Consider the following 21956-nt stretch of genomic DNA (forward strand, 5'->3'; position numbering starts at 1 on the left):
GGCGAGATTCTTCACTTCGTTCAGAATGACAGGTGGGAAGTGAGCACTTCGCCGTCGGTCGGGTCGAAAACCAGTCTCCTACACCAAGCGGCTTCACGAGTGGCTGCAGCGGCACGCTGCAAATTCCAATTTACCAAACTCTGCTTTGCCCTTCTTTGCTCACTTCTCATTGCTCATTATTATACACCATATCCCGTACCTGTCAAAGCTCCAGCCATTTTTTCAGTTCCTCGTAAAGCTCTACCGCCTTGAACTTCACCTTGTATTTCTGCGGGTTCTTCACCAGCTCCCGCTGGCTTTCCGGCAGGAGGGAAAGGGCGTCCTCCGGCTTTTCCTCCGCGGCGGGCAGGCAAAGGGCCGGGAACACCACGCACCACCAGTTTTTTCCCTTGCCCTCCCCGATGGTCACCAGCAGGGTTCTGTATTTTCCCGCGGGAAGGCTGAAGGCATCATATTCCCGGGTGGGGAAATACTGATCCGTTACCTGCACCCGGGCGGTTTCCAAAGCTCCGTTTTGCCGCAGCGCCTCATTTGCCGCTTCCCGAAGCGCCTCCAGGTGGACGCACAGCGCGGCGTTGGCCTCCTCCATGGTTTCCGCGCCCCGGATCCATGGCTCCGCCTTTTTGAGCACGGCGTCCCGCACCTTCAGCTTTATCGCCTGATCCCGCTCAGAATCCGAATTGGCGATCACATGGAGGCGCACCACATGCTGCGGCAGCTCCTCGCTGGAAGCCGCGAAGGGAAGCAGCGATGCCAGCGCGGCCAGCAGAAAGCCGCAGACTATGGCCCGTAAAACTGTTCTTTTTTTCTCTTCCGCCGTACAAGGTTTCATATGTACCCCGTCCTTTCGCCAAGAGTATGGGACGGCTTTTCGGGAAATATACAGTTGACAAAGGGAGTATAATACTAGATGCTGGATACTAGATGTTAGATACTGGATAAGGGCAAGGGCCTTTATCTTTTTGGGGGAGCTTTTATGCTGGAGGTTTTTCTGGATTCGGTTTTTGACACGCTGAAGGCCTTGCCCTTTCTTTTCGGGGCCTATTTACTGCTGGAACTTTTGGAGCACCGGGCAAGCGGCAAGCTGGTTTCCGCTTTGCGGGGGCCCTTTGGGCCAGTGGGTGGGGCTGTATTGGGGTGTGTGCCGCAATGCGGCTTTTCCGTGGCGGCGGCCAATTTTTACGCTGGGCGGTTGATCTCTCCCGGCACGCTGCTGGCGGTATTCCTTGCCACCAGCGATGAAGCCGTTCCCATTCTGCTTTCCCACCCCGGCGCTATGCCGGATCTTCTGCGGCTTTTGGGGATAAAGCTTCTTGCCGCCACCCTGTTCGGCCTGCTGACGGACCTTGTCTGCCACCACTTTCTGAAGCTTTTTCAGGAGCCCCCTTTTCACGAGCTCTGCGAGGAATGCGGCTGCGAGGAAAGGGGCGTTTTCTGGGCGGCCCTGCACCACACCGGGAAGGTGATCCTGCTTCTGTTCCTCATCAATCTGGCTCTCAGCTACGCGATCTATTTTATCGGGGAAGAAGCCCTTTCCCGGTTTCTGCTTTCCGGCAGCATTTTACAGCCCTTTTTAGCAGCTCTGCTGGGCTTTATCCCAAACTGCGCCGCCTCCGTGCTTTTGACGGAGCTGTATCTTGCGGGGTCCCTTTCCTTCGGCTCCGCCATGGCCGGGCTGTGCACCGGCGCAGGGCTGGGACTAATTGTGCTGTTTCAGGCAAACCGCCGCCTCAAAGAAAATCTCACGCTGGCGGGGGCGCTGTACGCGGCGGCTGTCTTTACGGGGCTTCTCTGTGATCTTCTGTTCGCCCGTTTAAGTTGAAAAAAAGTTGATAGCCTCCGCCTATTCTATTCCATAGAAAAAAAGGGGGGATCTCCATGGCTTATAAGCTTTTGGTGGTGGACGATGAACAGGATATCGCCTTTATGCTTCGGGACTTATTTACCCTGAAGGGCTATGAGGTAGTTACCGCCTTAAACGCCCGGGAGGCCCTGGGGCTGTGTACCGGAGGGCCTGATCTGATCCTGTTGGACGTGAACATGCCGGACATGGACGGCTTTTCCCTTTGCAGGCAGATCCGGGATTTTGTGCCCTGCCCTATTCTCTTTCTGACCGCCAGGATCGAAGACGCCGACAAGGTGATGGGCTTTGCCGCCGGAGGCGACGATTACATTTTGAAGCCCTTTTCCAGCGAGGAACTGCTGGCCCGGGTCACAGCTCATCTGCGCCGGGAGGAACGGCGCAGGGAAGAAAGCCGTGTGAAATTCTCTGAGGGCATGGTCATCGATTACAGCCAGCGCTGCCTGTTTCAAAACGGAGAGCCGGTCAGGCTGGCAAAAAAGGAATTTGATATCATCGAGCTTTTATCCATGCACCCCACCCAGGTGTTTGACCGGGAGCATATTTACGAATCGGTGTGGGATTGGGACAGCGAGGGCGACAGCGCCGTGGTGGCGGAGCACATTCGCCGCATTCGGGCAAAGCTGACCGCCGCGGGCTGCGGCGACCGGATCGAAACCATCTGGGGCGTGGGTTATAAATGGAAGGCGTAATAAAGCCTTCCCCTTTGATAAAGCGGGTGTTTTTGTGATAAGAAAAAAGGAAGCGGGAAGAAAACGGCGCTGGCGGGACAAGGTTTCTCTGCGGGGCGCTTTGATCCTCACCACCCTTGTCTGCCTCATCGGCGGGGTCTCTGCCTGCCTTGCGGAGCTTTCTCTTCTGAACCAGCTGAACAACAACATTTACGACACCTATGTACATGTCTATCTCCCCGAGAGAAAGGAACAGTATTTTTACGTGGAAAACGGGGCGTTTGTTCGCCTGGAAAAAGATCTGCCCCAGTATTACGAGGACCCCGAAACGGGAGAGCGGTATTCTTTGGAGAACACCAGCCCCTCGCAATTTATCCCCAATGACTTTCTGCGCTTTTTCTGGCTGAATAACGGCCTTATTGAACTTTTGGCCTGCTTTCTCACTGCCGGGCTCTTCTTTTTGCTGGACGCCGCCTGGTTTTATCGCTGGAAGCTGAAAAAGCCCTTGTCTGTGTTAAATGAGGCGGCGGAAAAAATCGGAAAAAACGACCTGGATTTCCGGGTCAGGCAAACCAGCGCCGATGAGCTGGGCAGGCTCTGCGGCTCCTTTGAGACCATGCGCGCTTCTTTAGAGGAAAACAACAGGGCCATGTGGCGGGCAGTGGAGGAACGCAGGCGACTAAACGCCGCCTTTGCCCACGACCTGCGCACGCCCCTCACCGTGCTGCAGGGCTACAGCGACTATCTGCTGGAGGGCCTGCCGACTGAAAAGATAGATCTGAAAAAGGCCGAGGCCACAGTTGTTACCATGAAGCAGAACCTCACCCGGCTTCAGCAGTATGTGGAAAGCATGAACTCCATTCAAAGGCTGGAGGAACTTTCCATAAGCCCCGCCGAAATAAGCTTTTCCACCCTTTGCGGCCAGCTCAGAGAGACTGCGGAGATCCTGCGGGGCAAGGAGGGTTTTTCCCTGACCGCCCAGGGGGAGGGCAGCCTCCTTCTGGATCAGGAGCTCTTCTTCCGGGTGTTTGAAAACCTGATGTCCAACGCCGGGCGCTATGCGAAAGCCAAGGTGGAAATCTCCCTGACAAAGCGGGAAAACACCCTCTCCCTCCGCGTGGCGGACGATGGCCCGGGTTTCCCGCCGGAAGCCTTAAAACGCGGGACAGATCCCTACTACCGAGGGGAAAAAAGCGAAGCGAAGGAACGCACCCCTCACTTCGGCCTGGGCCTTACCATCTGCAAAACACTGTGCGAAAAGCACGGCGGCAGCCTCCTTCTGCAAAACAGGCCCTCTGGCGGGGCCCAGGTCACGGCGGTTTTTCAGCTGGAAAAAGCGCGCCTGCCGTAATTTCCCGGTAACACACGTTGTTCTTTGGGCGCTCCACGGTTATGAATACAGAGTTCTGAAACAAAGGGGCATGTTCTAAAACAATGCCACAAAAAGAAACAAAGCAGCTGTTGCAAATTTACCTTTTTGCAGCGGCTGCTTTGCTTTTAGATGCTGGACGGTGGTGACGCTGCACAGCAAAAAGCTTCCTTGTGTGATTCGGAAGCTTTCCTGTAATAAAAGCAGGGCGGATACAATGAGGAATGAGCAAGGAAGGGCACAGACAAAACAATAAATGGTAATGCGGTAAATGATAGTTTAGCGAACTAGTCGTTAGTTGTTAGTTATTAGTAGTTAGAAAAGAGCAAGCTCTCTCCTTTGTCATCCTGAGCGAAGCGAAGAATCTCGTCCTTAATTCCAGAAATTGGCAAAGGGCGAGATTCTTCACTTCGTTCAGAATGACAGGTGGGAAGTGAACACCTCGCCATTGGTCGGGTCAGAAACCGATTTCCCGCACCAAGCACCTTCACGAGTGCCTGCGGCGGCACAAGTGTTGTAACCAACGCTGATAAATTCCAATTTACCGAAACTATGTCCTTGATCTTAATAATTGCTCATTCCTAATTGCTCATTGTAATCCGCTGTGCTGTTCGGCAAAACCCGAAAAAATGATAGCGGAACATGAAATACTGTACCTTGGCGCGAGATGGCAATTCCTTTATAATTTTGTCAGAAAGAGTAAAAAAAGTAATGGAAGTGACAAAAATGGAGCTTCTCGTTTTGGGATCAGGAGCAGGAGAAAGCTATCCCGGCTCATGGTGCACCTGTCAAAACTGCACCTACGCCAGGGCTCACGGCGGAAAAAATCTTCGGGGCGGCAGCTCTCTGCTGATCGACCAGGAGCTTTTGATCGACCTGCCGGGAAGCGCCTTGCAGAACGCCTCCCGTTTCGGCGTTTCCCTTTCTGGCGTCCGCGCGCTGCTGGTCACCCACCCCCATACGGACCACTTTTCCCCCAATCATTTATGGGAAAGAAATTATCCTGAGGAGTTTCAGCAGTTTACAGAGGCCCAGCTTACGGCCAAACACGGCGCGCCCTGCGTTACGCCCCTGCCATGCCTGGAGCTTTACGGCACCTCCTTTGTGGAGGAGGCCATCAATGCGGCCGGAGACCTGACCCTTCCCCGGAAGAGCTATCACTTTACGTATCATCAAATTCGCGGCGGAGACCGCTTTGAGACCTGCGGCTGCTCCATCACGGCACTCAGCGCCAGGCATGACCGCCCCGGCTATACTGTCAACTATATTGTGGAGAAGGACGGCGTTTCCCTTTTGTACGCCTCCGATACCGGCGGCTATGAGGAAGACGTATACCGGGAGCTTCAAAAGCACCGCTTTCACTGCGTTTTTGTGGAAGCCACCATGGGAAACACCCCTGCCCCGGAGCTCTGCGGCCATATGAACCTGGAAAAGGCGGAGCGTTTTCTCACCCGGCTGAAGGAGCTAGGAAGCCTTGCGGCCCATTGTGGAAAACGCCATAAAGCACGGGCTGCGGCCGGAAGCGCCGCTCCATATCGAGATCCGCATTCAGGCGGCGGAGGCTGGGTTTATGGTCACTGTCAGCAATGACGGGCGGCCTATTCCTCCAGACAGGCTGAAGGAACTGAACGACAGCTTTATCCGCCCCGCGCCGCCGAGTACAACCGGACACATTGGCCTCCAAAATTTAGCCCAACGGCTGTATCTGACCTATGGAACGAGAGCGGCCCTGCGCATCGCCGTAAAAGACGGGCTTACTGTGGCAACTGTGTGTATTCCCTACGAGGAGCAGTGAGGAAACTATGAACATTTTAGTGGTAGACGATGAATTTTACACCTGCGAATTGCTGGCGGAAAAAATACGGTCCTTTGGGCTTCGAGAGATAGAAGCGGTGCTGTGCGCCGGTTCCGGAAAGGAGGCGCTGCGTATTTTGGAGAAAACAGACTGCCAGCTTCTCATTACGGATATCTGCATGTCCCCCATGGACGGGCTGGAGTTGATTTCAAAAGCAAAGGAAATACAGCCGGAGCTGATCTGCGTTCTGCTTTCCGCCTTTGATGAGTTCGCCTACGCCCAGCGCGGGATCCAGCTGCGTATTCGGGACTACTGGCTGAAGCCTGTCAATGAGGAAGAAATGCGGGCTTCCCTGCTGGAGATCATCCAGGAATATCAGTCTGACCAGCATCAATCGCGAGCCCTTTTGGATACGATCATTTCCGGAGCGGTGCTTTCCGGGGATAAGACTCTGGAGGAAATTTTTCAGGGCACGCCGGGCTATCCGGGAAACGGCGGCTATTTCATGGTCTGGGAGGAAAGCGTCTTTCAGGAGCTTACGGCCCCTGGGTTTTGGGTCTACAGGCGCTTAAACGGGCAGTCCCTGTTCGCCTGTCCCGCCGCGCGGCCTTCCCCTGAGGACAAAAACGGACTTCTCCGGCTGGCGGATCAGCTGGGGAAGCCCTGCGGCGTCAGCCTGGCCGGCGGCAATGCGGCGGAGCTTGCCCGGCAGGCAAAATACGCTCTTTCCCTTCAGTGGGTTTGGGAGGAAAAGAAAACTGTTTTTTACGAGGCGCCGGAGCATTGCGCCGAAGCGCTGAGCCTTGTGGTCAGAGAAACCCTTACGCAGGCCATGACTGTAACCGAGTCAAATATCGACCAGCTTCTCGCCGATATCGCGGCGCGGCATGGAACCCTGGAAGAGTTCGCGTTTGCCGTATCTATGGATCGCGTCCGGCAGGGCCTTCTGAAGGACCTTGCCGGGCTTACCGGCAAGCCGTTGCAAGGGTATTCGCGCCCCCACCGGAAACAGGGCTGGCAAAGCTCTATCAAGGCCTTGCTCAAAGAGCTGATCGCCGCAAAAAGCCGGGCGGCAGGCAGCCGAAAAAGAGACCCCATTCAGTGGCGCGTCTCCTATATCGAAAGCCATTACGGCGACGCCGGCCTGGACATGACGCTGCTGGCGGACAAGCTTGGCCTCAGCTATCAGTACTACAGCGAGCTTTTTCACAGGCAGATGGGGATCACTTTTTCCGAATATATTCTGGATTTCAGAATGAAGGAGGCCTGCCGCCTTCTTTTGCAGGGAGAGCTTGTGTCTGAGATCGCCAAAAAGACGGGCTACAGCCACGCCCACAGCTTCACCCGGGCCTTTAAGCGAATGTACGGAATATCGCCCGGCGCGTTTCGAGAGATGAAGGAATGAGAGCCTGCTTTCCCAAAAAGGAAAGCAGGCTCTCGAATTCTTCCGGCAGCTTCTTTTTAAAGCACTGTTCCACCGGAGATGCTTTTCCGCGAAAACAGGCTGAATATTGCGGCAATCCCCACCGGGACACAGCTGATCCATAGCAGTGTTAAAAATACGCCGTTCCAGCCGAAATGATCCGCCAAAGCTCCCAATCCATAGGAGCTGAGGGCGCTGCCAATGTAACAGCAGCCATTGAGAAGACCCGCCAGCAGACCGGAATCTATCTGTTCCCGCAGGTAGAGGGGCGCCATACTGGTGATCACATTGTTCACAGCGTGCATAAACAGCGAGGTGCAGCCAAAGGCCGCCAGCACAACGGCCCACAGGCCGGTATCCACAAACAGCAGCACCAGTCCCATGCACAGGGCGGTCAGCAGAAACCACACCCCGGAAAGGGACACCAGGGAGGATATCTTTTTTTGCAGCGCGGTATTGCAGATAGCGCCCAGCAGCCCCAGCAGGGGCAGAAGCAGCGTTAAAAAAATGGAAAGGCTTTCCGGCAAACCAAATTTTTCCTTCAGAATAGAGGGCACCCAGGTGGTAAGGCCGTCCTTTACCAGGTTGTTCGCTACGGCGAACACGCCCAGTGCGATCACGGCCGCCAGCGCGCCGCCGGCGATGCCCCGGGAAGCGGAAGCCGCCGCAGAGGACGGCAAATTGCCGCTTTCCTCCCTCTCCGCCTGAAACACCTTTTCATAGAAAAGGAACCAAACGACCGCGGAAGCCAGCATCAGCACTGACGCGGCCAGAAAGGAAAAACGATATCCCCCGGAGATCGCCAACAGGGCGCTGAGCCCGTAAATGAGGAACGTGCCCACAGGCACGGTGGTGCTCATGGCCACAACGGCCTTTGTCAGATCCTTTTTCTGAAGCGTTCGGGAAAGAACAGAGATCAGCGTGGGCCACAGGATCGACTGCACCGCGCCGTTTAAGAGCCACAAATATTTCATCCAGGAAAAGGGAACGCCCAAAAGCACAGCCAGATTCAGCAAGGAGGACACAAGCAGGGCCAGCGGGATCATATACTTCGCGCGGTAGCGCCTGCACAGCAGGCCGTTTATCACCTGCCCCGCGCCGTAGGCGAAGAAAAAGCAGGTGGTCACCAGGCCCGTATCTCCATAGCTAACGCCGAGTTCACGCAGAAATCCCGTAATGTTGGAGCTGTAGCTGTAGCGCCCCAAATAGGCGGAGGTATAGGCAAGCCAGCAGAAAAGGATCGGCGCCCAGACCAGGAGCCCCGCGCCTTTAATCGCGGCTTTTCCCTCCTTCACCGGATCACCCTGCCTTCCCACTCTGCCGGAGCCTCCACCCCCAGCAGGGAGGCAATCGTGGGCGCGATATCCTGAATGGTGAGGCCCTCTACCGCTTTTCCCGCCTCAAAGGGCTTTCCCAGGCAGAAAATGGGGATCGTCATATCCTCCGGCTGCTCTGTGCCGTGGGACCTGCCGTGCCCGCCGTGATCCGCCGTGTAAATCACAGCGTACTCGTCTCCCAATGCTTCGATCAGCTCCCCTGTCATATCGCAGCACTGGTTCAGGGCGGCCAGATATTCCTTCCCCATCCAGCCGTGACCGTGGCCCGCCGCGTCCGGCCAGCCGAGATACAGAAACGCGAAATCGATCTCGCCGTTTTTCAGGGCGGCCTTGGCGCTTTCCGTGCATTCCCGGCAGGCGGCGCCGTACCCGTAAGCCTCTCCGGACACGAACACACTGCGGGACAGGCTTCCCGGGTGGCCCAGGTCCCGCAGCTCCTCCCAGTTATAGAACATGGCGCATTTCTTTCCCTTCGCGGCCAGGCAGTCGAACAGCCCGGCAATGGGCCGTACCTGGGGCACATAGGTGTTGGTGGTGATTCCGTGGCGCTCCGGATCAACGCTGTGGAACAGAGACATATGGCAGGGCAGCGTGACCGAGGGCATCACTGTGCGGGAATTCATGCAATAGGTTCCGTGTTCCCGCAAATAGCGCACGGCAGGGTGCCCCTCCGCCGCGTCGGGCCGCATACCGTCACTTAGAATCAACAATACCTTCATTCAAATCACCCTTTCTTGTTATCACACGGCACTGGTTGGCCGCGTATATCTCCTTCATGCTTTCTGACAGAGCGGAATCGCTGAGATAAATGTGCTTTGGCGTCATGTCGCAGATCTTGTACAGGGCGTTTTTTTCATATTTACTGCTGTCCGCCAGCACAATAGCCTGGTCGCTGTGCTTCACCAGCTTCCTTTGCAGCTCCAGAATTTCCGGGCAATAATCGCACACGCCGTTTTTCAGAGACACCGCGGAGGGAAACAGGAAGGATTTTTGCAAATGCACGTTTTCCAGCATTTCAGAGGCAAAAGCTCCGCAGAACACCCGCTCCTCCCTGCTGTAGCTGCCGCCGCAAAGAAGCACTTGAAAGTCCCGGCCCCTCCGCACCCGTTCAAAAACGTCCATGGAATAGGTCACGATCGTAAGGCGCCGAAACCGCTCCGTCAGCGCTTCCGCAAATTCAATAGCTGTGGTGCCCGCGTCAACACCGATGATATCGTGCTCCCGCACAAGACCCAGGGCCAGGGCCGCAAGCTCCCGCTTTTCCGGTCTGCGCTCCTCCGCCCGGCTGTCAAAATCGTGAAACGGCTGAGCGCTGCCTCTGGATACCGCCCCGCCGTGCACACGAAGGAGTCTGTCACACTGCTCCAAATACAGGAGATCCTTTCGGATCGTCTCTGCGGACACGTCAAACAGCTCCAGCAGCCTCGCCGCCGTTACTGCCGACTCCTTTTCCACCAGGGCCGCGATCCTTTCCCTTCGCTGGCTGGTAAGCAATACACTCTCCCCTTTCCGCAATGCGCCCGGCTTTTTCTCCAAGACCGGCACGCAATGTTGCAAATTCCAACTTTTCACAAGTTTTTACAATATTATACCACTTTATCCTTGCTTGTCAACAGATTTCCGCAGGAGTAAAGCAGGAAAAAGTACAAAATTTTCCCAAAATCTGTTCTTGACAACCCGCCCAACGGGTGCTATAATAGTCAAGCACTCAAAAGTGGGTGTTTGCGGATCAGCTTAGTTGCCCGCCTCGGGGGTTCCACCCGTGTAAAAATGTGGGACATATGTGCAGGTGTGGCGGAATTGGCAGACGCGTATGGTTCAGGTCCATATGAGCGCAAGTTCATGCAGGTTCAAGTCCTGTCACCTGCACCAGAGTGAATGAGTCCCGCTTTTCGAACCATTTTATCGAAAAGCGGGACTTGTCATATTCGGAAAGCCTTGATATATGGGACTTTCCGCTTTTTCATATTAGAGTATGGCTTTTCCAAAACTCCTAAAACGCAAAACTAATATTTCTATGCAAAGCAGCTACTTAGACACTACTTCTCGATAAAACAGATTTATAAATATTCTCAAAATTATAGACATATTGTTGCCCAAGTACAGCGACTATGGTATAATTTAAAAATAAAAACCATTTGGCAAAACTGGTATCCAGTATAAAGTATTGTGTTGGGAGAGGACTTGAATGGGGTACAGATTAAATGGAGTTAGCATACCGATAGGCGGAATCTCATGGGAAAAATGTGTTACGGAAAAGGATCGGATTCAATATCTGTTTTTCTATTTAGAGTCTAAACGAATTTTGACTAACCCAATGTCAATGGAAGTTGTAGACGATTGCATCAATTCTGTGTTAGAGATAAAATCCGTATTAGTAGAAGCAACAAAAGATATTCCATTTTCTGAGAATAATCTCAACAGCATTCGGCAAATGATTAGTGGATGTAATGATTTCCTTAATAATATTAATGAAACAGATTATCCTCATCTCATATATAAAAATAAAGATAGATGGGGAGATTTAAGATTTGACACAGCAATGAAAACTTTCCGTGAGTCTTTTAGACAACCTATTAAAGAAATAGAAAAGCAAACAGGGATAACCTTCAAGGGACACATTTCAGATGTGTGGTAAATAAGTGATTTATCGCTAAAGTTAATTCTGCCTTTTCGATAGTATCTATAGTGTTCCGCTATTACATAATACAAAAAGAGACCCTTTCAGGGTCTCTTTTTGTATTACTATACGGCTTTCACAGGATTTGAACCTGAGAAGGGTGAGCGCGTCCCATCGGGACGCTGCCGCGAATTGACCGAGCCGGCAGGCGAGACCTGACCGTTTAGAAAATGCGCCAGTGACGTGTTTTTAGGGCAGAGCGGCAAGCCATCAAGGGCGAACGCCGTGAAGTCCTTGTTCAAGCCCTGTCCCTTGTCTGTTGTGAACGGATAGGAGTTTCCGCTATGCGTAAACTCCGGCAAAGCAGCCGAGCGGCACGAGGCTGCTTTGTGATACCGGCGCCAAGCCGCAGCGAGCCCTTGTGGCTCGCTGCGGCTTTCATTTTGAAATCCGCGGCTTCGCTTTTCGGGCTGCTACCTCTCGCCTATCGGCTCGGCCGGGTCAGAACGCTGTCCACCGGACAGCTTCTCCCTCTCCGCAAAAAATCACGCTTGTCTCCGCTGTTCACTTATAAATGCGTTCACAACGCTCCGACGGCGCGACCAATTTTTTGCGGGCAAGGGCATCTTCTTTGCAGCACACGGTGGAACAAGCTCCCCAAAGCCGCATGAGTTCAATATTCTTGACTTGAAACCAGTTTCAGATATCTGAATTGCAGTGGTGACACAGCAGCGTGACGCTGCGCCAGCACGCGCACCTATGTTTGTGGGTGCGCGTACCTTTTTGCCCGCGTTTTAGCGGCGCCTTTTAGCACATTAGGGCCAAAAAGAGAAGTCCTCAAAGCGTACAGCTTTGAGGACTTCTCTTTTTTCGCGGATAGTTGCCGTGAAACACACCGAGTTCTAACACCCCTTCACGTTAAGCAAGAACGAAAGTCTCGCCGTCCTGTCCTGCTTTCGCTTTATGCAAGACAAATTATTTGCCTGCAAAGATTTTTGGCAAGCACAAACCCCAGTTAGTATTCCAGCTTCCCCGTAAGCCGCCGGAAACACTCCTTGTAAAGCTCTTCCGTTGCCAAAACGACTTCTTCCGGCAGCTCCGGCCCGGGTTCTGCGCCATCCAGCCCATGGTCTATAAGCCAGTCACGCACAAACTGTTTATCGAAGCACTTCGGCGAAACACCGGTTCGATACTCCTCCACTGCCCAAAACCGGCTGGAGTCCGGGGTAAAGATTTCATCTGCCAAGGTGAGCGTACCGTTACTGTCATACCCAAATTCAAACTTCGTATCCGCAAGGAGAATTCCCTTTTGTAAAGCGTGCGCCGCACAGGTTTTGTAGAGCATCATACAGATGTTACGGATCTTTTCCGCCTCCTCCAACCCTAGCTCCTGCCGCAGTCTTTCCATGGATATGTTTTCATCGTGCCCCGCGCCGTTCTTTGCTTGGGGAGTCAAGACAGGCTCCGTCAGCTTTTCCGCCAGCTGATACTTCTTTCCGTGATAATTGCCAAACATCTGGTGCTCTTTCCACAAGCTGCCAAACATATACCCCCGTACGATGAATTCGTAAGGAATCATATTGAGCTTTTTGACCAGAATTGTGCGCTTCTCATAGGCTGCGGGCACATTGGGCGGGCTTGCTGAGAGGATGTGGTTCGGCACGATATGGCGGGTAAAGTCGAACCAGAAATTGGATATCTGCGTAAGCGCGATTCCTTTATCCTTGATGACGGACCCCAAAATAACGTCAAAAGCGGAAATCCTATCAGTCGCTACGATAGCCAGCCGGCCTTCTCCTACTTCGTAGACTTCTCTTACCTTGCCGGAAATGATTTTTTTCATATGCTACTCCTTTTGTCATTCAAATCACGTCAGTCTGCTTGACGGCGTACAGGGTGTCCATACAGTGCCTGTGGGGAGAACCGCCGCTCATGCAGTCGAAAATTTTCTCCTCGCAGTGAGAAATGAGCCAGTCGGTATAATAAGAGAAAAGCTCCCCGGATACCCACTTATAGCGGCCCTCCCGCCGGTCGGATCCTGTGACGAGAAAAGGCTTGCGAACAAAGACATTCAGCGCGTGGAGCCCAGACTCGGCTGTATGGCCTTGGTAATTCTCCAGAATATCCCGCCGCAGCTCTTGGGGGATATAATGGAGGGAGCCGGAGCAAAACACGATGTCAAACTCGCTGTCCAAACGGAAATCGCGCATATCGGCCTGAAAGAAGTTGATTTCCACACGAGCCTTCTCCGCCAGACGCTCCGCCTTGTCCAGCCCCAGCCGCGCCGCGTCGAAAGCCGTGACACTGTAGCCGCTACGGGCGAAAAACACCGCGTTTTTCCCTTCCCCGCAGGCTACGTCCAGCAGGCGCAGGGGCCTCACCGGCGGCCGCAGCTTCATCACTTCATAGCACATCTGTGAGGGCTGCACACCCCAGTAATACCCATCTGCCTTATAGCGGTCTTCATAATCCGTAATGCGTTTCTGCTCCGCCGCGTAGCCCATCAGCCGGTCGATACTGCAGTGCAGCACATTGGCCAGCAGCGGCAAAGTGGAAACATCCGGAAGCGAGTTCCCATTCTCCCATTTCGACACAGCCTGGAAGGTCACCTTCACCAGGTCTGCCAGTTCTTCTTGGGTCAGTCCTTGCTGCTTGCGTAAGAAATGTATATTTTTGCCAATCTGGTTCCCCATGTTGACCGCCCCTTTCAAAATCAGTATAGCACAAATGGAACGGCAGGGTATAACTTCGTTGGCGAATTCGAGGAAAGGCTCAACTGTTGGTAGAATTAGGAAGTGTGAGGGCTAATGAAGAAAGGATTATGCAACTCACCCGCATCATCATATCAATATCGGCGGCTTTCAGAGCTTCCGTCAAGCTCTGCCGCTTCGCCGTCTGCAATGTGCGAATTGAAAATGCGTGCCCCTGCCGATTGCTTGTTTTAAGTAAATCCGTTATGAACACTCTTACCAAAAATCGACGTGCTTCGACAGAAGTACTTCGATTTTTATTTCTTCACGTTCAATTTTCCTTCTTCACTATTTCCAGGGTCGATTTTTGGAGGTAAGAAGTAATAGTGAAAGGTGAAGAGGTATCGCATCCTTTCGGGAAGATTGAAATTGCCGCCCACAGACGGGGCGAGAGTTACCCTGAGCCGGCCATCTATACAGTGCTCCTTAAACACAAAACCGGAAAGTCTCAAAAGAGGCTTGCCGGTTTTTACTTCTTCACTCTTCATTTCTCACGAAAAGGCAGGATTGATTTTCGAAAGATCAGAAGTTAGAGGAGATAGTGAAAAAGCCTTAGAGCCTATCCCGAAATGAGACGTGCGCAGACTGCACCGTCAGATTTTCAGCCAGACAAGGCGGTTTTTCGCAGGCGGGCTGTCGCCCGGCAAGGAAAACCAACGATGTACGGTTGAAAATATGCGAGCAAGATGTGTGCAGATTATTTTGGGACAGGCTCTTAATATAAGGACTTTTTACCCCTCCGCCATTCTTTTTCCCAGGTATTCCGCAACGGCGCGAAATACTCTGGCAGTGACTCCCAGATCGTCCACAGCGGATTCCCGCAGCACGGTAACGCAGTAGCGGGGGCCGGTTTCATCGCAGACATAGCCGCAGTACCAGAAATGGAGCAGCTCTTCCTTTCCCTGGTACACGCCCGTTTGGGCAGTGCCTGTTTTGATCCCCGCCGTGCAGTTTTTGGGAGCGCCAGGCTTGGCGGTGCCCTCCTTTACCGCCCCCTCCATACTGTTCCTTATGGTCTCCGCCGTGGAAACAGACATCACCCGCAGGGTCTTATCCGCAATGGATTGTGTTTCCGTCATCCTCAGCTCGCTGTTTACCGTTCCCGCAATGAGCTTTGGAGAACGGTAAGTGCCGCCGGAAGCGATGGCGTTTACCACACCGCACATCTGCACCGGGGTAACGGTCAGTTCCCCTTGCCCAAAGGAAAAATTTGCCAGGGCCCTGGCGTTTTCCAGAGAAGCCGCCTCCGGCAGCCGTCCAGCCTCGGAAAACAGGCCGCGCCCAAACTCCTGTTCCGCCCCCAGCCCCAGATTATAGGCCATATTCAGAATATTTTGTCCACCCAAACTTCTGCCGCTGTTGATAAAATAACAGTTACAGGACTGCTCCAAAGCGCCTTTCAGATCCACCTTACCGTGAGCCATACCATCGAAGCAATGAAACAGCATGCCTCCGGCATTTACCACACCGGTGCATTCAAAGCTTTCTTTGGCGCTCCCACCATTTTCCAGCTTTGCGGCCGCCCCCACAAGCTTAAAGACAGAGCCGGGTGCATAGGCGCAAAAGGCCCTGTTCACCAGCGGCCCGTCCGGGTCTTCCGCGGCGGCTCCCAAATCGGTGGGTGAATAGCTTGGCAGGCTCACAAGCGCGCGAATTTCACAATTCGGCACCTCTGTTATCACTACCGCGCCCTTTTTTAAGGGCTCGGAGGCCTTCTGTACTTCTCTTTGCAGGTCGCTGTCCAGGGTCAGAGCAATACCGCCCCGGGATTCCCGCAGGGAATCCGCCACCTGCCGGTCTCCCCCGGCTACCACCCGGCCCAGTGCGTCTACCTGATAATAGACAGTGGCCTTTCCCGCATGGCTTTCCAACACATCGTTCATGGCAAGCTCTATGCCGCTTACCCCGCTTCCCATGCTGTCCAAATAACCGATCACATGGGGGGCCAGCTGATCCTCCTGATACCGTTGCGGCACATTGAACAGATCGATACAGGGATTTTCCAGGCTGCGCTCCAGCTCCATCAGAATGGGCTTACCGTCCTTCAGGGCCAGGGCCAGCCGCTGCCGGTATTCGCCGCCGGTGGCCTTTTCCAGCGCGCCGATGGCCTCTATGGTCGGTGCTATTGCCGCTATCCACTTTCTCTTTTCCCCCACCAACGGACGAAGCTGGCAATCGTAAATAGCTCCTCTTGTTTGGGCCACGTCCAGTTGATAAACGCTTTGCCCTTCCGCTGCCGCTACATATTCCGCGCTGCCGGAAATGCTCACAATGGAAAAGCAGGCGGCTCCAAATAAGAGCAGAAGCAAAAAAAATACGGCATATGCCTTTCTTTTCATCATTTCACCTCGATATTAGGAGTTGTTTCAGATAGAAAAAATGCCAGCGGGCAGCCTATCGCCGCCCGCTGGCATTTTACAAATGGCTATGCTCTTTCTCTGTCGTCACGGAACAACAGGGCAATGCACCACAGGGCGGCGATGGCTATGATCACGTAAATGATCCGGGCGATCACAGAGCCCTGTCCGCCGCAAATCCAGGCCACCAGGTCAAACTGAAAAATGCCCACCAGGCCCCAGTTGATTCCGCCGATGATAGCAAGAGCTAAAGCGATACGATCCAATACCGTCATACTGTTCTACCTCTTTACTTGAGGAAACCTCTAAAAAACCTGCCTGGAAACGGCAAAACTCTCCGCTTCCGCAAAATTAGAGATCCCCTTGAAATTTTCAGGTCGTCCTTATTGTAACCCTGCGGCGGAAATTTATGCGCACCGCTTTTCTGTGATTGAAAAACCGGTCGATTTGTGCTAAAATGATTCGGTATAATCATTTCAGCCGGCGTGTTCCGCGCTTACAAAAAAACAGTTTTGTTTGAAATTTTCAAAAGATTTCTCTGCGCCGCAAAGCCTTTTTCGGGACGATGGCGGCACACACTTAGAAAGGATGATTTTATGAGCAATACAGCACAGGCCCAAAACAAAATGGGCACAGCCCCCATGCTGCCCCTGATCCTCTCCATGGCACTGCCCGCCATGTTTTCCATGCTGGTGCAGGCCCTTTACAACATTGTAGACAGCTACTTTGTTTCCCAGCTGAGCCAAAAGGCCCTTTCCGCCGTTTCCCTGGCTTTTCCCATTCAAAATCTGCAGATCGCCTTTGCGGTAGGCACAGCGGTGGGCGTTACTTCCCTGATCTCCCGGCGGCTGGGACAGGGGCGCAAAGAAGAAGCCGGCTCGGCGGCGGCCCACGGCCTGCTGCTGGGCATTGCCACTTCCTTGCTATTCGCCGTATACGGCGCTTTTTTCACCACCCCCTTCTTTCAGATGTTTGAGTCTGATCAGGAGATCGTGGCTATGGGCGACCAATACATTTCCATCTGCTGCATTTTCTCCTTCGGCTGCTTTATTTCCGTGATGCTGGAAAAAACCTTGCAGGCCACGGGCAATATGATCTGGCCCATGGTGTTCCAGCTGGTGGGCGCCATTACCAATATCGCCCTGGATCCTATTTTTATCTTCGGCTATTTCGGCATGCCCGCCATGGGTGTGGCCGGCGCGGCGGTGGCCACGGTGGCCGGACAGATCGTCTCCATGATCGTATGTATTCTGGTGATGGCCTTCGGAAAACATGAGATCAAGATCAGCTTCAGGGGTTTTCGCCTGAGTCTTCGTACCATTCGGGATATTTACGCCGTAGGCCTGCCTGCCATTGTGATGCAGGCCATCGGCACGATAATGAACATGGCGATGAACGGCATTCTTTCCGGTTTTTCCACAGAGGCCTATACCGTGTTCGGCCTGTATTTCAAGCTGCAATCCTTTGTATTTATGCCCGTGTTCGGCCTGACTCAGGGGCTTCTTCCCATACTGGGCTACAACTATGGAGCAAGAAACAAGCACAGAATGCTTTCCGCGCTGAAGCAGGGGTGTATTATCGCCCTTGTCATTATGACGGCGGGAATGCTTGTCTTTTTACTGCTGCCGGAGCAGCTTTTGGGGATCTTCAGCGCCTCCGCGAAGCTTTTGGAAATCGGCGTTCCCGCTCTGCGCACCATTTGTACCTGCTTCCTGTTTGCCGCCTTGGGCATTGTGACCTCTACCCTGTTCCAATCCGTGGGCAGAGGAACCTACAGCCTGATCATTTCTTTGATGCGCCAGCTCCTTGTGCTGGTGCCCGTGGCATGGCTGCTGGCAGCTCTGGTAGGTGATGTGAGCGCCGTATGGTGGGCCTTTCCCATTGCGGAAACCGTGTCTCTGGCGGCAAGTATTTTCTTCTTTCTCCGGCTGTACTCCAAGGAGCTGAAGCACCTGGAAACGGCAAACACACGCTAAAGGAGAGGATATCAAATGACAGAGCTTTCCCAGGAAATCCTGGAACGATATCAGGTGAGAAACACCAAAAAGCAAAAGGCTGCCTTCCAGGAATTTTTGAAAGCGAAATTGCCGGGGCTTTCCGAAGAAACCGGGGGAAGGCTGGTTCGCAGCAACAACTTGGTTTTAGGTGATCCGGATCACGCCCGGGTCGTATTTTCCGCCCACTATGATACCTGCACTACCTTGCCTGTTCCCAATTTTCTTACCCCGAAAAACATTCCTCTCTATGTGCTTTACAATCTGCTTTTGTGCGTGTTTTTCTTTCTTGTGGCGGGCGGCGTATCCTTTCTTCTAATGAGGCTGACCCACATTTTTCTGGTTGCCTATTTCGGCAGCCTTGCCTCTGCTTTACTTCTCTTTCTGCTGTTTTTTGCCGGAAAGCCCAATCCCCATACAGTGAACGACAACACCTCCGGCGTGATCTCCCTCTGCGAGGTCTACGCTTCTCTTACGGAGGAGCAGCGGGAAAAAGCGGCCTTTGTCTTTTTCGACAACGAAGAGCTGGGGCTGTTTGGCTCCCGCCTGTTTTTGAAGCGGCATAAAAAAGAAATGCCGGAAACGCTGCTTTTGAATTTGGACTGCGTTTCCGATGGAGACCATCTGATGATGATCCTGAACAAAACCGCGCGAAGCCTTTGGGAGCCCGCCCTGCGGGAGGCCTTCCAGCAGGAGATCCCTCCGGGGAAAACCGTGCTTTGGGAAAAATCCTCCTCCACGCTTTACCCCTCCGACCAGCTGGGCTTTCCCTGCTACACCGCCATGGCGGCCTTTCGGAAAAGCAAGCTCTGCGGCCTGTACCTGAGCCGTATCCACACAAAGCGGGACACCGTGCTTCAGGAAGAAAATATCAGCTGGCTGCAGAGCAGCTGTAAACGATTGATAGAAGGGCTGGTTTATAAGAATTAGCAGTGAGCAATGAACAATTTTAAGGACAGATATACTGTAGGGACCGGTCTTCGGACAGTCCGCAGGTTACGTACAAAACCCGCGGACCGCCAAGGATGTCGGTCCCTACAGTATATTAGTCGTTAGAGAAGAACAAGCCTCTTTTGTCATTACTGAGCAAAAAGCGGAGTAAGCTCCGCTTTCCCGGCGAAGAATCTCGCCCTTAATTCCAAGGCAAAAGAACAAAGGACGAGATTCTTCACCGAGAAAGCAAGGTTAAAAAGCTATAGCTTTTTGTGCTTGTCTGTTCAGTAATGACAAAGAGGAAAGTAGGCGGATAATCACTAAATTATAGTTTAGCACACACCCTTGGCTCCCCTGAAAGGGGTGCTGTGCCCCGGTGGGGCACGTCCAGCACCGACCGAAGCGAAAGCGTAGAAAGCTGTCAGCCGCAGGCTGACTGAGGGGTTCCGTGGTGGTGAAGTAGAAAATATAAGTTTCATATGATCCATCAGTGCCTATAACCCCTCCGTCACGGCTTCGCCGCGCCACCTCCCCTTTCAGGGGAGGCAAGAGTTATTGCGATTCGTCGGTTTGATAAATTCCAATCTTATCGAACTCCGCCCAAAAATTACTCATTTCTAATTTCTAATTGCTCATTATTTTCCCTGAGCTCTGCCACAAAATCTGACAGCGTAAACCCGGCGTTTTGGGAAAAGCGCAGCTTTGTTTTTTCCCCTTCCCGGTAAAAGGCATAGCGGGTGATATAGGGCGTTTCCAGATAACGCACCTCCAGCTCCAGGCGGTCCTGCTCCATAGTCAGGGGAAAGACGGCGTGGGGCTGCTCGCCCCATTCCAGATCCCACACAAAGCGGGAGCGGCCTTCCGTCCAGTGATCCGCCCTGTAACAAAGCCCGCTTTGGGAACCGTCGGCGTACCGGAGCGTCGCCTGCCCCGGCTCTGAAAAAGAAACGGAGACGATCCCCAGCGGATTTTCTCCGCAGGAGAAGCTTTTTTCGGAAAAGCGCTTTTCCCCTCTTGTTTTCAGGGAAGAGTTTTCCAGAATCGTCTCTTTTTCCTTACTTTTCCCGGAAAGCAAATGGCGGTGGGCAAGCTCCAGCAAATGCTTTGTTTTGCTGTTTTGAGACAGCGCCACCAGGCCCAGGCCCTGCTTCGGGGCAAGGAGACAAAGCTGCCCGAAGGCCCCGTCCATACGGTAAACGCCGCCGGGCCCCAGGTGAAATTGAAATCCATAAGAGTTCCCGGAAAAGGGACGCTTTTCCTCCGCCGCCTCCTGCTTAAAGGCCTGAGGGAACACGGCGTGGGCCAGATATTCCCGGGAGATCAGCTGCTTGCCCTTCCAAGAGCCCTCGTTCAGCAGCAGCCGGGCAATTTTTTCCAGGGAGGCAGGATACAGCCGCAGCCCCATGCCGCCCGCAATGAGGCCCTCCGGGGCATGTTCCCATCGGGCTTCCCGAATTTCCAATGGAAAAAACAACTCTTTATTCAAAAACTCCTCCAAGCTTTCTCCCGCCGCCTTTTGCACCAGGGCGGAAAGCATATGAGAACCATGGGTGCTGTAACGGTAATAAAAGCCCGGCTCGTGGGGAAATTCCTGGGCCAGGAAAGCCCGTATCCAGTCCTTTTGCGGAAAAAGCCCGTCATAGGTGTTTTCGTGAAGCCCGGAGGTCATGGAAAGCAGGTGGCGCACCTTGATTTTTCGCAGATTGGGGTGAGGACTCTCCGGCAGTTCTTCCCGAAACCAATCCGTGATCCGGTCGTCCAGCCCCAAAAGCCCCCGATCCCAGGCAATGCCCACAGCCAGGGAGGCAAAGGATTTCGTCATGGAAAACAGGAGCCGCAAGCCGTTTTCCGGGTAAGGCTCTTGGCGGTATTCCCCCAGCCGCTTTTCCCTTCCGGTAAGAATCACGTGGCTGATGTGAATATCTTCTGCCTGCTCGCAGGCGGAAATGAATTCGGCAAAGCTCATTTACAGCTGTTCCTTCAGCCAGGCGGCGGAGCGCCTTAAGTAGGAAAGCATCTCTTTTGCGCCGTAATGCTCCAGGGCAAAATTTCCCCGATAACCGTCCCGCTTCAGGCGGGAAAGGATCTCGGAAAGTTTCAGCTCTCCGCTTCCTACAGGACAGGGGTACAGGGCTTTTCCGTCCACAGAAATAGAGGGCGCTTCTCCACTGACAGCGGCATAGGCCCGATCCTTCAGGTGAACATAAGCGATTCTGTCCTTCAGAGCTTCATAGGCGGAAAGCTCTTCCTCCCCGGAAAAGGCAAAATTTCCGGTATCAAAGCAGCAGGAAAGGCCGGGGCAGCCTTCCAAAAACCGTTTCACACCCTGCAGGGTGGAAAAGGGGGCCAGGGAATTATCGTAATCCTCCAGGATCAGAGAGACCCCATAGCTCGCGGCCAGTTCCGCCAGTTGATTGACGCAGGAGATCATGCGCTCCACCCGGCGTTCCCGCTCCTCTTCCCCATCTTCCTGACGAAAAAAGCCGGGAATCACCAAAAGCCTTTTTATCCCCAGGAACCTGGCTGCCTCCAGAGTGGGCTCCGCCTGCTTTTTCACCTCTGTGTCCCGGCCAAAATCAAAATAGGCGGGAATGCTGGAAATACACAGCCCGGCACAGGCAAGCTCATTTCCCAGCTCGTCCTCCCTGCCAAGAAGCTTGTTTTCCGAAACCTCCACCCCCTCGATCCCCAGGTCTCTGATTTCCCGCAGCGCCTCCGCCATGGAAACTTTTTCCTGCCGGGAGATCTCCAGCGCGTGGTCATAAAAAGTAGTGATCATAAACACTTCTCCCCCTGTCAAATAAAAAAATTATACGCCGGGAAAGAGAATTTGTAAAGTCAGCACC

General features: G+C 53.4%; 19 protein-coding genes and 1 tRNA gene. 10 read left to right on the plus strand and 10 right to left on the minus strand.

Going from position 1 to position 21956, the window contains the following annotated elements; genetic code table 11:
* Window positions 1-202: 202 nt before the first annotated feature.
* Window positions 203-832: a stage II sporulation protein R gene (gene spoIIR, locus U8T64_RS00775; protein ID WP_322179989.1), complete on the minus strand. Its 630-nt coding sequence runs from the start codon at window positions 830-832 to the stop codon at window positions 203-205.
* A gap of 144 nt (window positions 833-976) precedes the next feature.
* Here spoIIR and U8T64_RS00780 point away from each other — a divergent pair, with 144 nt between their 5' ends.
* The 6 genes from U8T64_RS00780 to U8T64_RS00805 all read left to right on the plus strand — a co-directional run bounded on the left by U8T64_RS00780 (window position 977) and on the right by U8T64_RS00805 (window position 7101).
* A complete protein-coding gene (locus U8T64_RS00780) occupies window positions 977-1822 on the plus strand; it encodes an arsenic efflux protein (RefSeq protein WP_322179991.1) in 846 nt (281 codons plus the stop codon).
* Window positions 1823-1878: 56 nt separating this feature from the next.
* Complete coding sequence (locus tag U8T64_RS00785) at window positions 1879-2553, plus strand: response regulator transcription factor (RefSeq protein ID WP_322179993.1); 675 nt, start codon at window positions 1879-1881, stop codon at window positions 2551-2553.
* 34 nt (window positions 2554-2587) lie between these two features.
* The gene (locus U8T64_RS00790; RefSeq protein WP_322179995.1) at window positions 2588-3883 is read left to right on the plus strand and encodes a HAMP domain-containing sensor histidine kinase; all 1296 of its coding nucleotides are present in this window, start codon (window positions 2588-2590) and stop codon (window positions 3881-3883) included.
* Window positions 3884-4612: 729 nt separating this feature from the next.
* Entirely contained in the window at window positions 4613-5491 is an 879-nt protein-coding gene (locus U8T64_RS00795) for an MBL fold metallo-hydrolase (protein ID WP_322179997.1), read from the plus strand.
* The gene (locus tag U8T64_RS00800; RefSeq protein ID WP_322179999.1) at window positions 5388-5696 is read left to right on the plus strand and encodes a sensor histidine kinase; all 309 of its coding nucleotides are present in this window, start codon (window positions 5388-5390) and stop codon (window positions 5694-5696) included. The genes U8T64_RS00795 and U8T64_RS00800 overlap by 104 nt, the downstream gene beginning before the upstream one ends.
* A 7-nt stretch (window positions 5697-5703) precedes the next feature.
* Window positions 5704-7101 (plus strand): response regulator transcription factor, encoded by a 1398-nt coding sequence (locus tag U8T64_RS00805; protein WP_322180001.1) that lies wholly within the window; start codon window positions 5704-5706, stop codon window positions 7099-7101.
* Window positions 7102-7157: 56 nt separating this feature from the next.
* Here U8T64_RS00805 and U8T64_RS00810 read toward each other — a convergent pair whose 3' ends face one another.
* From U8T64_RS00810 to U8T64_RS00820, 3 genes are read right to left on the minus strand one after another with little or no spacing between them, the layout of a single operon-like run.
* Window positions 7158-8435 (minus strand): MFS transporter, encoded by a 1278-nt coding sequence (locus U8T64_RS00810; protein WP_322180003.1) that lies wholly within the window; start codon window positions 8433-8435, stop codon window positions 7158-7160.
* The gene (locus U8T64_RS00815) at window positions 8411-9175 is read right to left on the minus strand and encodes an alkaline phosphatase family protein (protein ID WP_322180005.1); all 765 of its coding nucleotides are present in this window, start codon (window positions 9173-9175) and stop codon (window positions 8411-8413) included. The genes U8T64_RS00810 and U8T64_RS00815 overlap by 25 nt, the downstream gene beginning before the upstream one ends.
* Window positions 9150-9950 (minus strand): DeoR/GlpR family DNA-binding transcription regulator, encoded by an 801-nt coding sequence (locus U8T64_RS00820; RefSeq protein WP_322180007.1) that lies wholly within the window; start codon window positions 9948-9950, stop codon window positions 9150-9152. The genes U8T64_RS00815 and U8T64_RS00820 overlap by 26 nt, the downstream gene beginning before the upstream one ends.
* A gap of 291 nt (window positions 9951-10241) precedes the next feature.
* Between U8T64_RS00820 and U8T64_RS00825 the strand changes: the two genes are divergently transcribed.
* Window positions 10242-10328, plus strand: a tRNA-Leu gene (locus U8T64_RS00825).
* 316 nt (window positions 10329-10644) lie between these two features.
* The gene (locus U8T64_RS00830; RefSeq protein WP_322180009.1) at window positions 10645-11094 is read left to right on the plus strand and encodes a DUF6650 family protein; all 450 of its coding nucleotides are present in this window, start codon (window positions 10645-10647) and stop codon (window positions 11092-11094) included.
* Window positions 11095-12091: 997 nt separating this feature from the next.
* Here U8T64_RS00830 and U8T64_RS00835 read toward each other — a convergent pair.
* The 4 genes from U8T64_RS00835 to U8T64_RS00850 form a co-directional block, all read right to left on the minus strand.
* On the minus strand, window positions 12092-12919 hold the full coding sequence (locus U8T64_RS00835) for a phosphoribosylaminoimidazolesuccinocarboxamide synthase (protein ID WP_322180011.1): 828 nt from the start codon (window positions 12917-12919) through the stop codon (window positions 12092-12094).
* Window positions 12920-12938: 19 nt separating this feature from the next.
* Entirely contained in the window at window positions 12939-13769 is an 831-nt protein-coding gene (locus U8T64_RS00840) for a class I SAM-dependent methyltransferase (RefSeq protein WP_322180013.1), read from the minus strand.
* A 788-nt stretch (window positions 13770-14557) separates the two neighbouring features.
* Window positions 14558-16165: a peptidoglycan D,D-transpeptidase FtsI family protein gene (locus U8T64_RS00845; RefSeq protein WP_322180015.1), complete on the minus strand. Its 1608-nt coding sequence runs from the start codon at window positions 16163-16165 to the stop codon at window positions 14558-14560.
* An 86-nt stretch (window positions 16166-16251) separates the two neighbouring features.
* A complete protein-coding gene (locus U8T64_RS00850; RefSeq protein WP_322180017.1) occupies window positions 16252-16458 on the minus strand; it encodes a DUF378 domain-containing protein in 207 nt (68 codons plus the stop codon).
* Window positions 16459-16779: 321 nt separating this feature from the next.
* On the opposite strand from U8T64_RS00850, the gene U8T64_RS00855 reads away from it, so the two are divergent.
* Window positions 16780-18159, plus strand: a complete 1380-nt coding sequence (locus U8T64_RS00855) for an MATE family efflux transporter (RefSeq protein ID WP_322180019.1) — start codon at window positions 16780-16782, stop codon at window positions 18157-18159.
* Between the two features lie 15 nt (window positions 18160-18174).
* Window positions 18175-19107 carry a M28 family peptidase gene (locus tag U8T64_RS00860; protein WP_322180021.1) on the plus strand — a complete coding sequence of 311 codons (933 nt, stop codon included), beginning with the start codon at window positions 18175-18177 and terminating at the stop codon, window positions 19105-19107.
* A gap of 610 nt (window positions 19108-19717) precedes the next feature.
* On the opposite strand, the gene U8T64_RS00865 is transcribed toward U8T64_RS00860, so the two are convergent.
* Window positions 19718-21076: a serine hydrolase domain-containing protein gene (locus U8T64_RS00865; RefSeq protein WP_322180022.1), complete on the minus strand. Its 1359-nt coding sequence runs from the start codon at window positions 21074-21076 to the stop codon at window positions 19718-19720.
* Window positions 21077-21889, minus strand: coding sequence for a sugar phosphate isomerase/epimerase family protein (locus U8T64_RS00870; protein WP_322180024.1), 813 nt, complete (start codon window positions 21887-21889; stop codon window positions 21077-21079).
* Between the last annotated feature and the right edge of the window lie 67 nt (window positions 21890-21956).

Source organism: Neglectibacter caecimuris, assembly GCF_034335015.1.
GTDB lineage: Bacteria > Bacillota > Clostridia > Oscillospirales > Acutalibacteraceae > Acutalibacter > Acutalibacter caecimuris_A.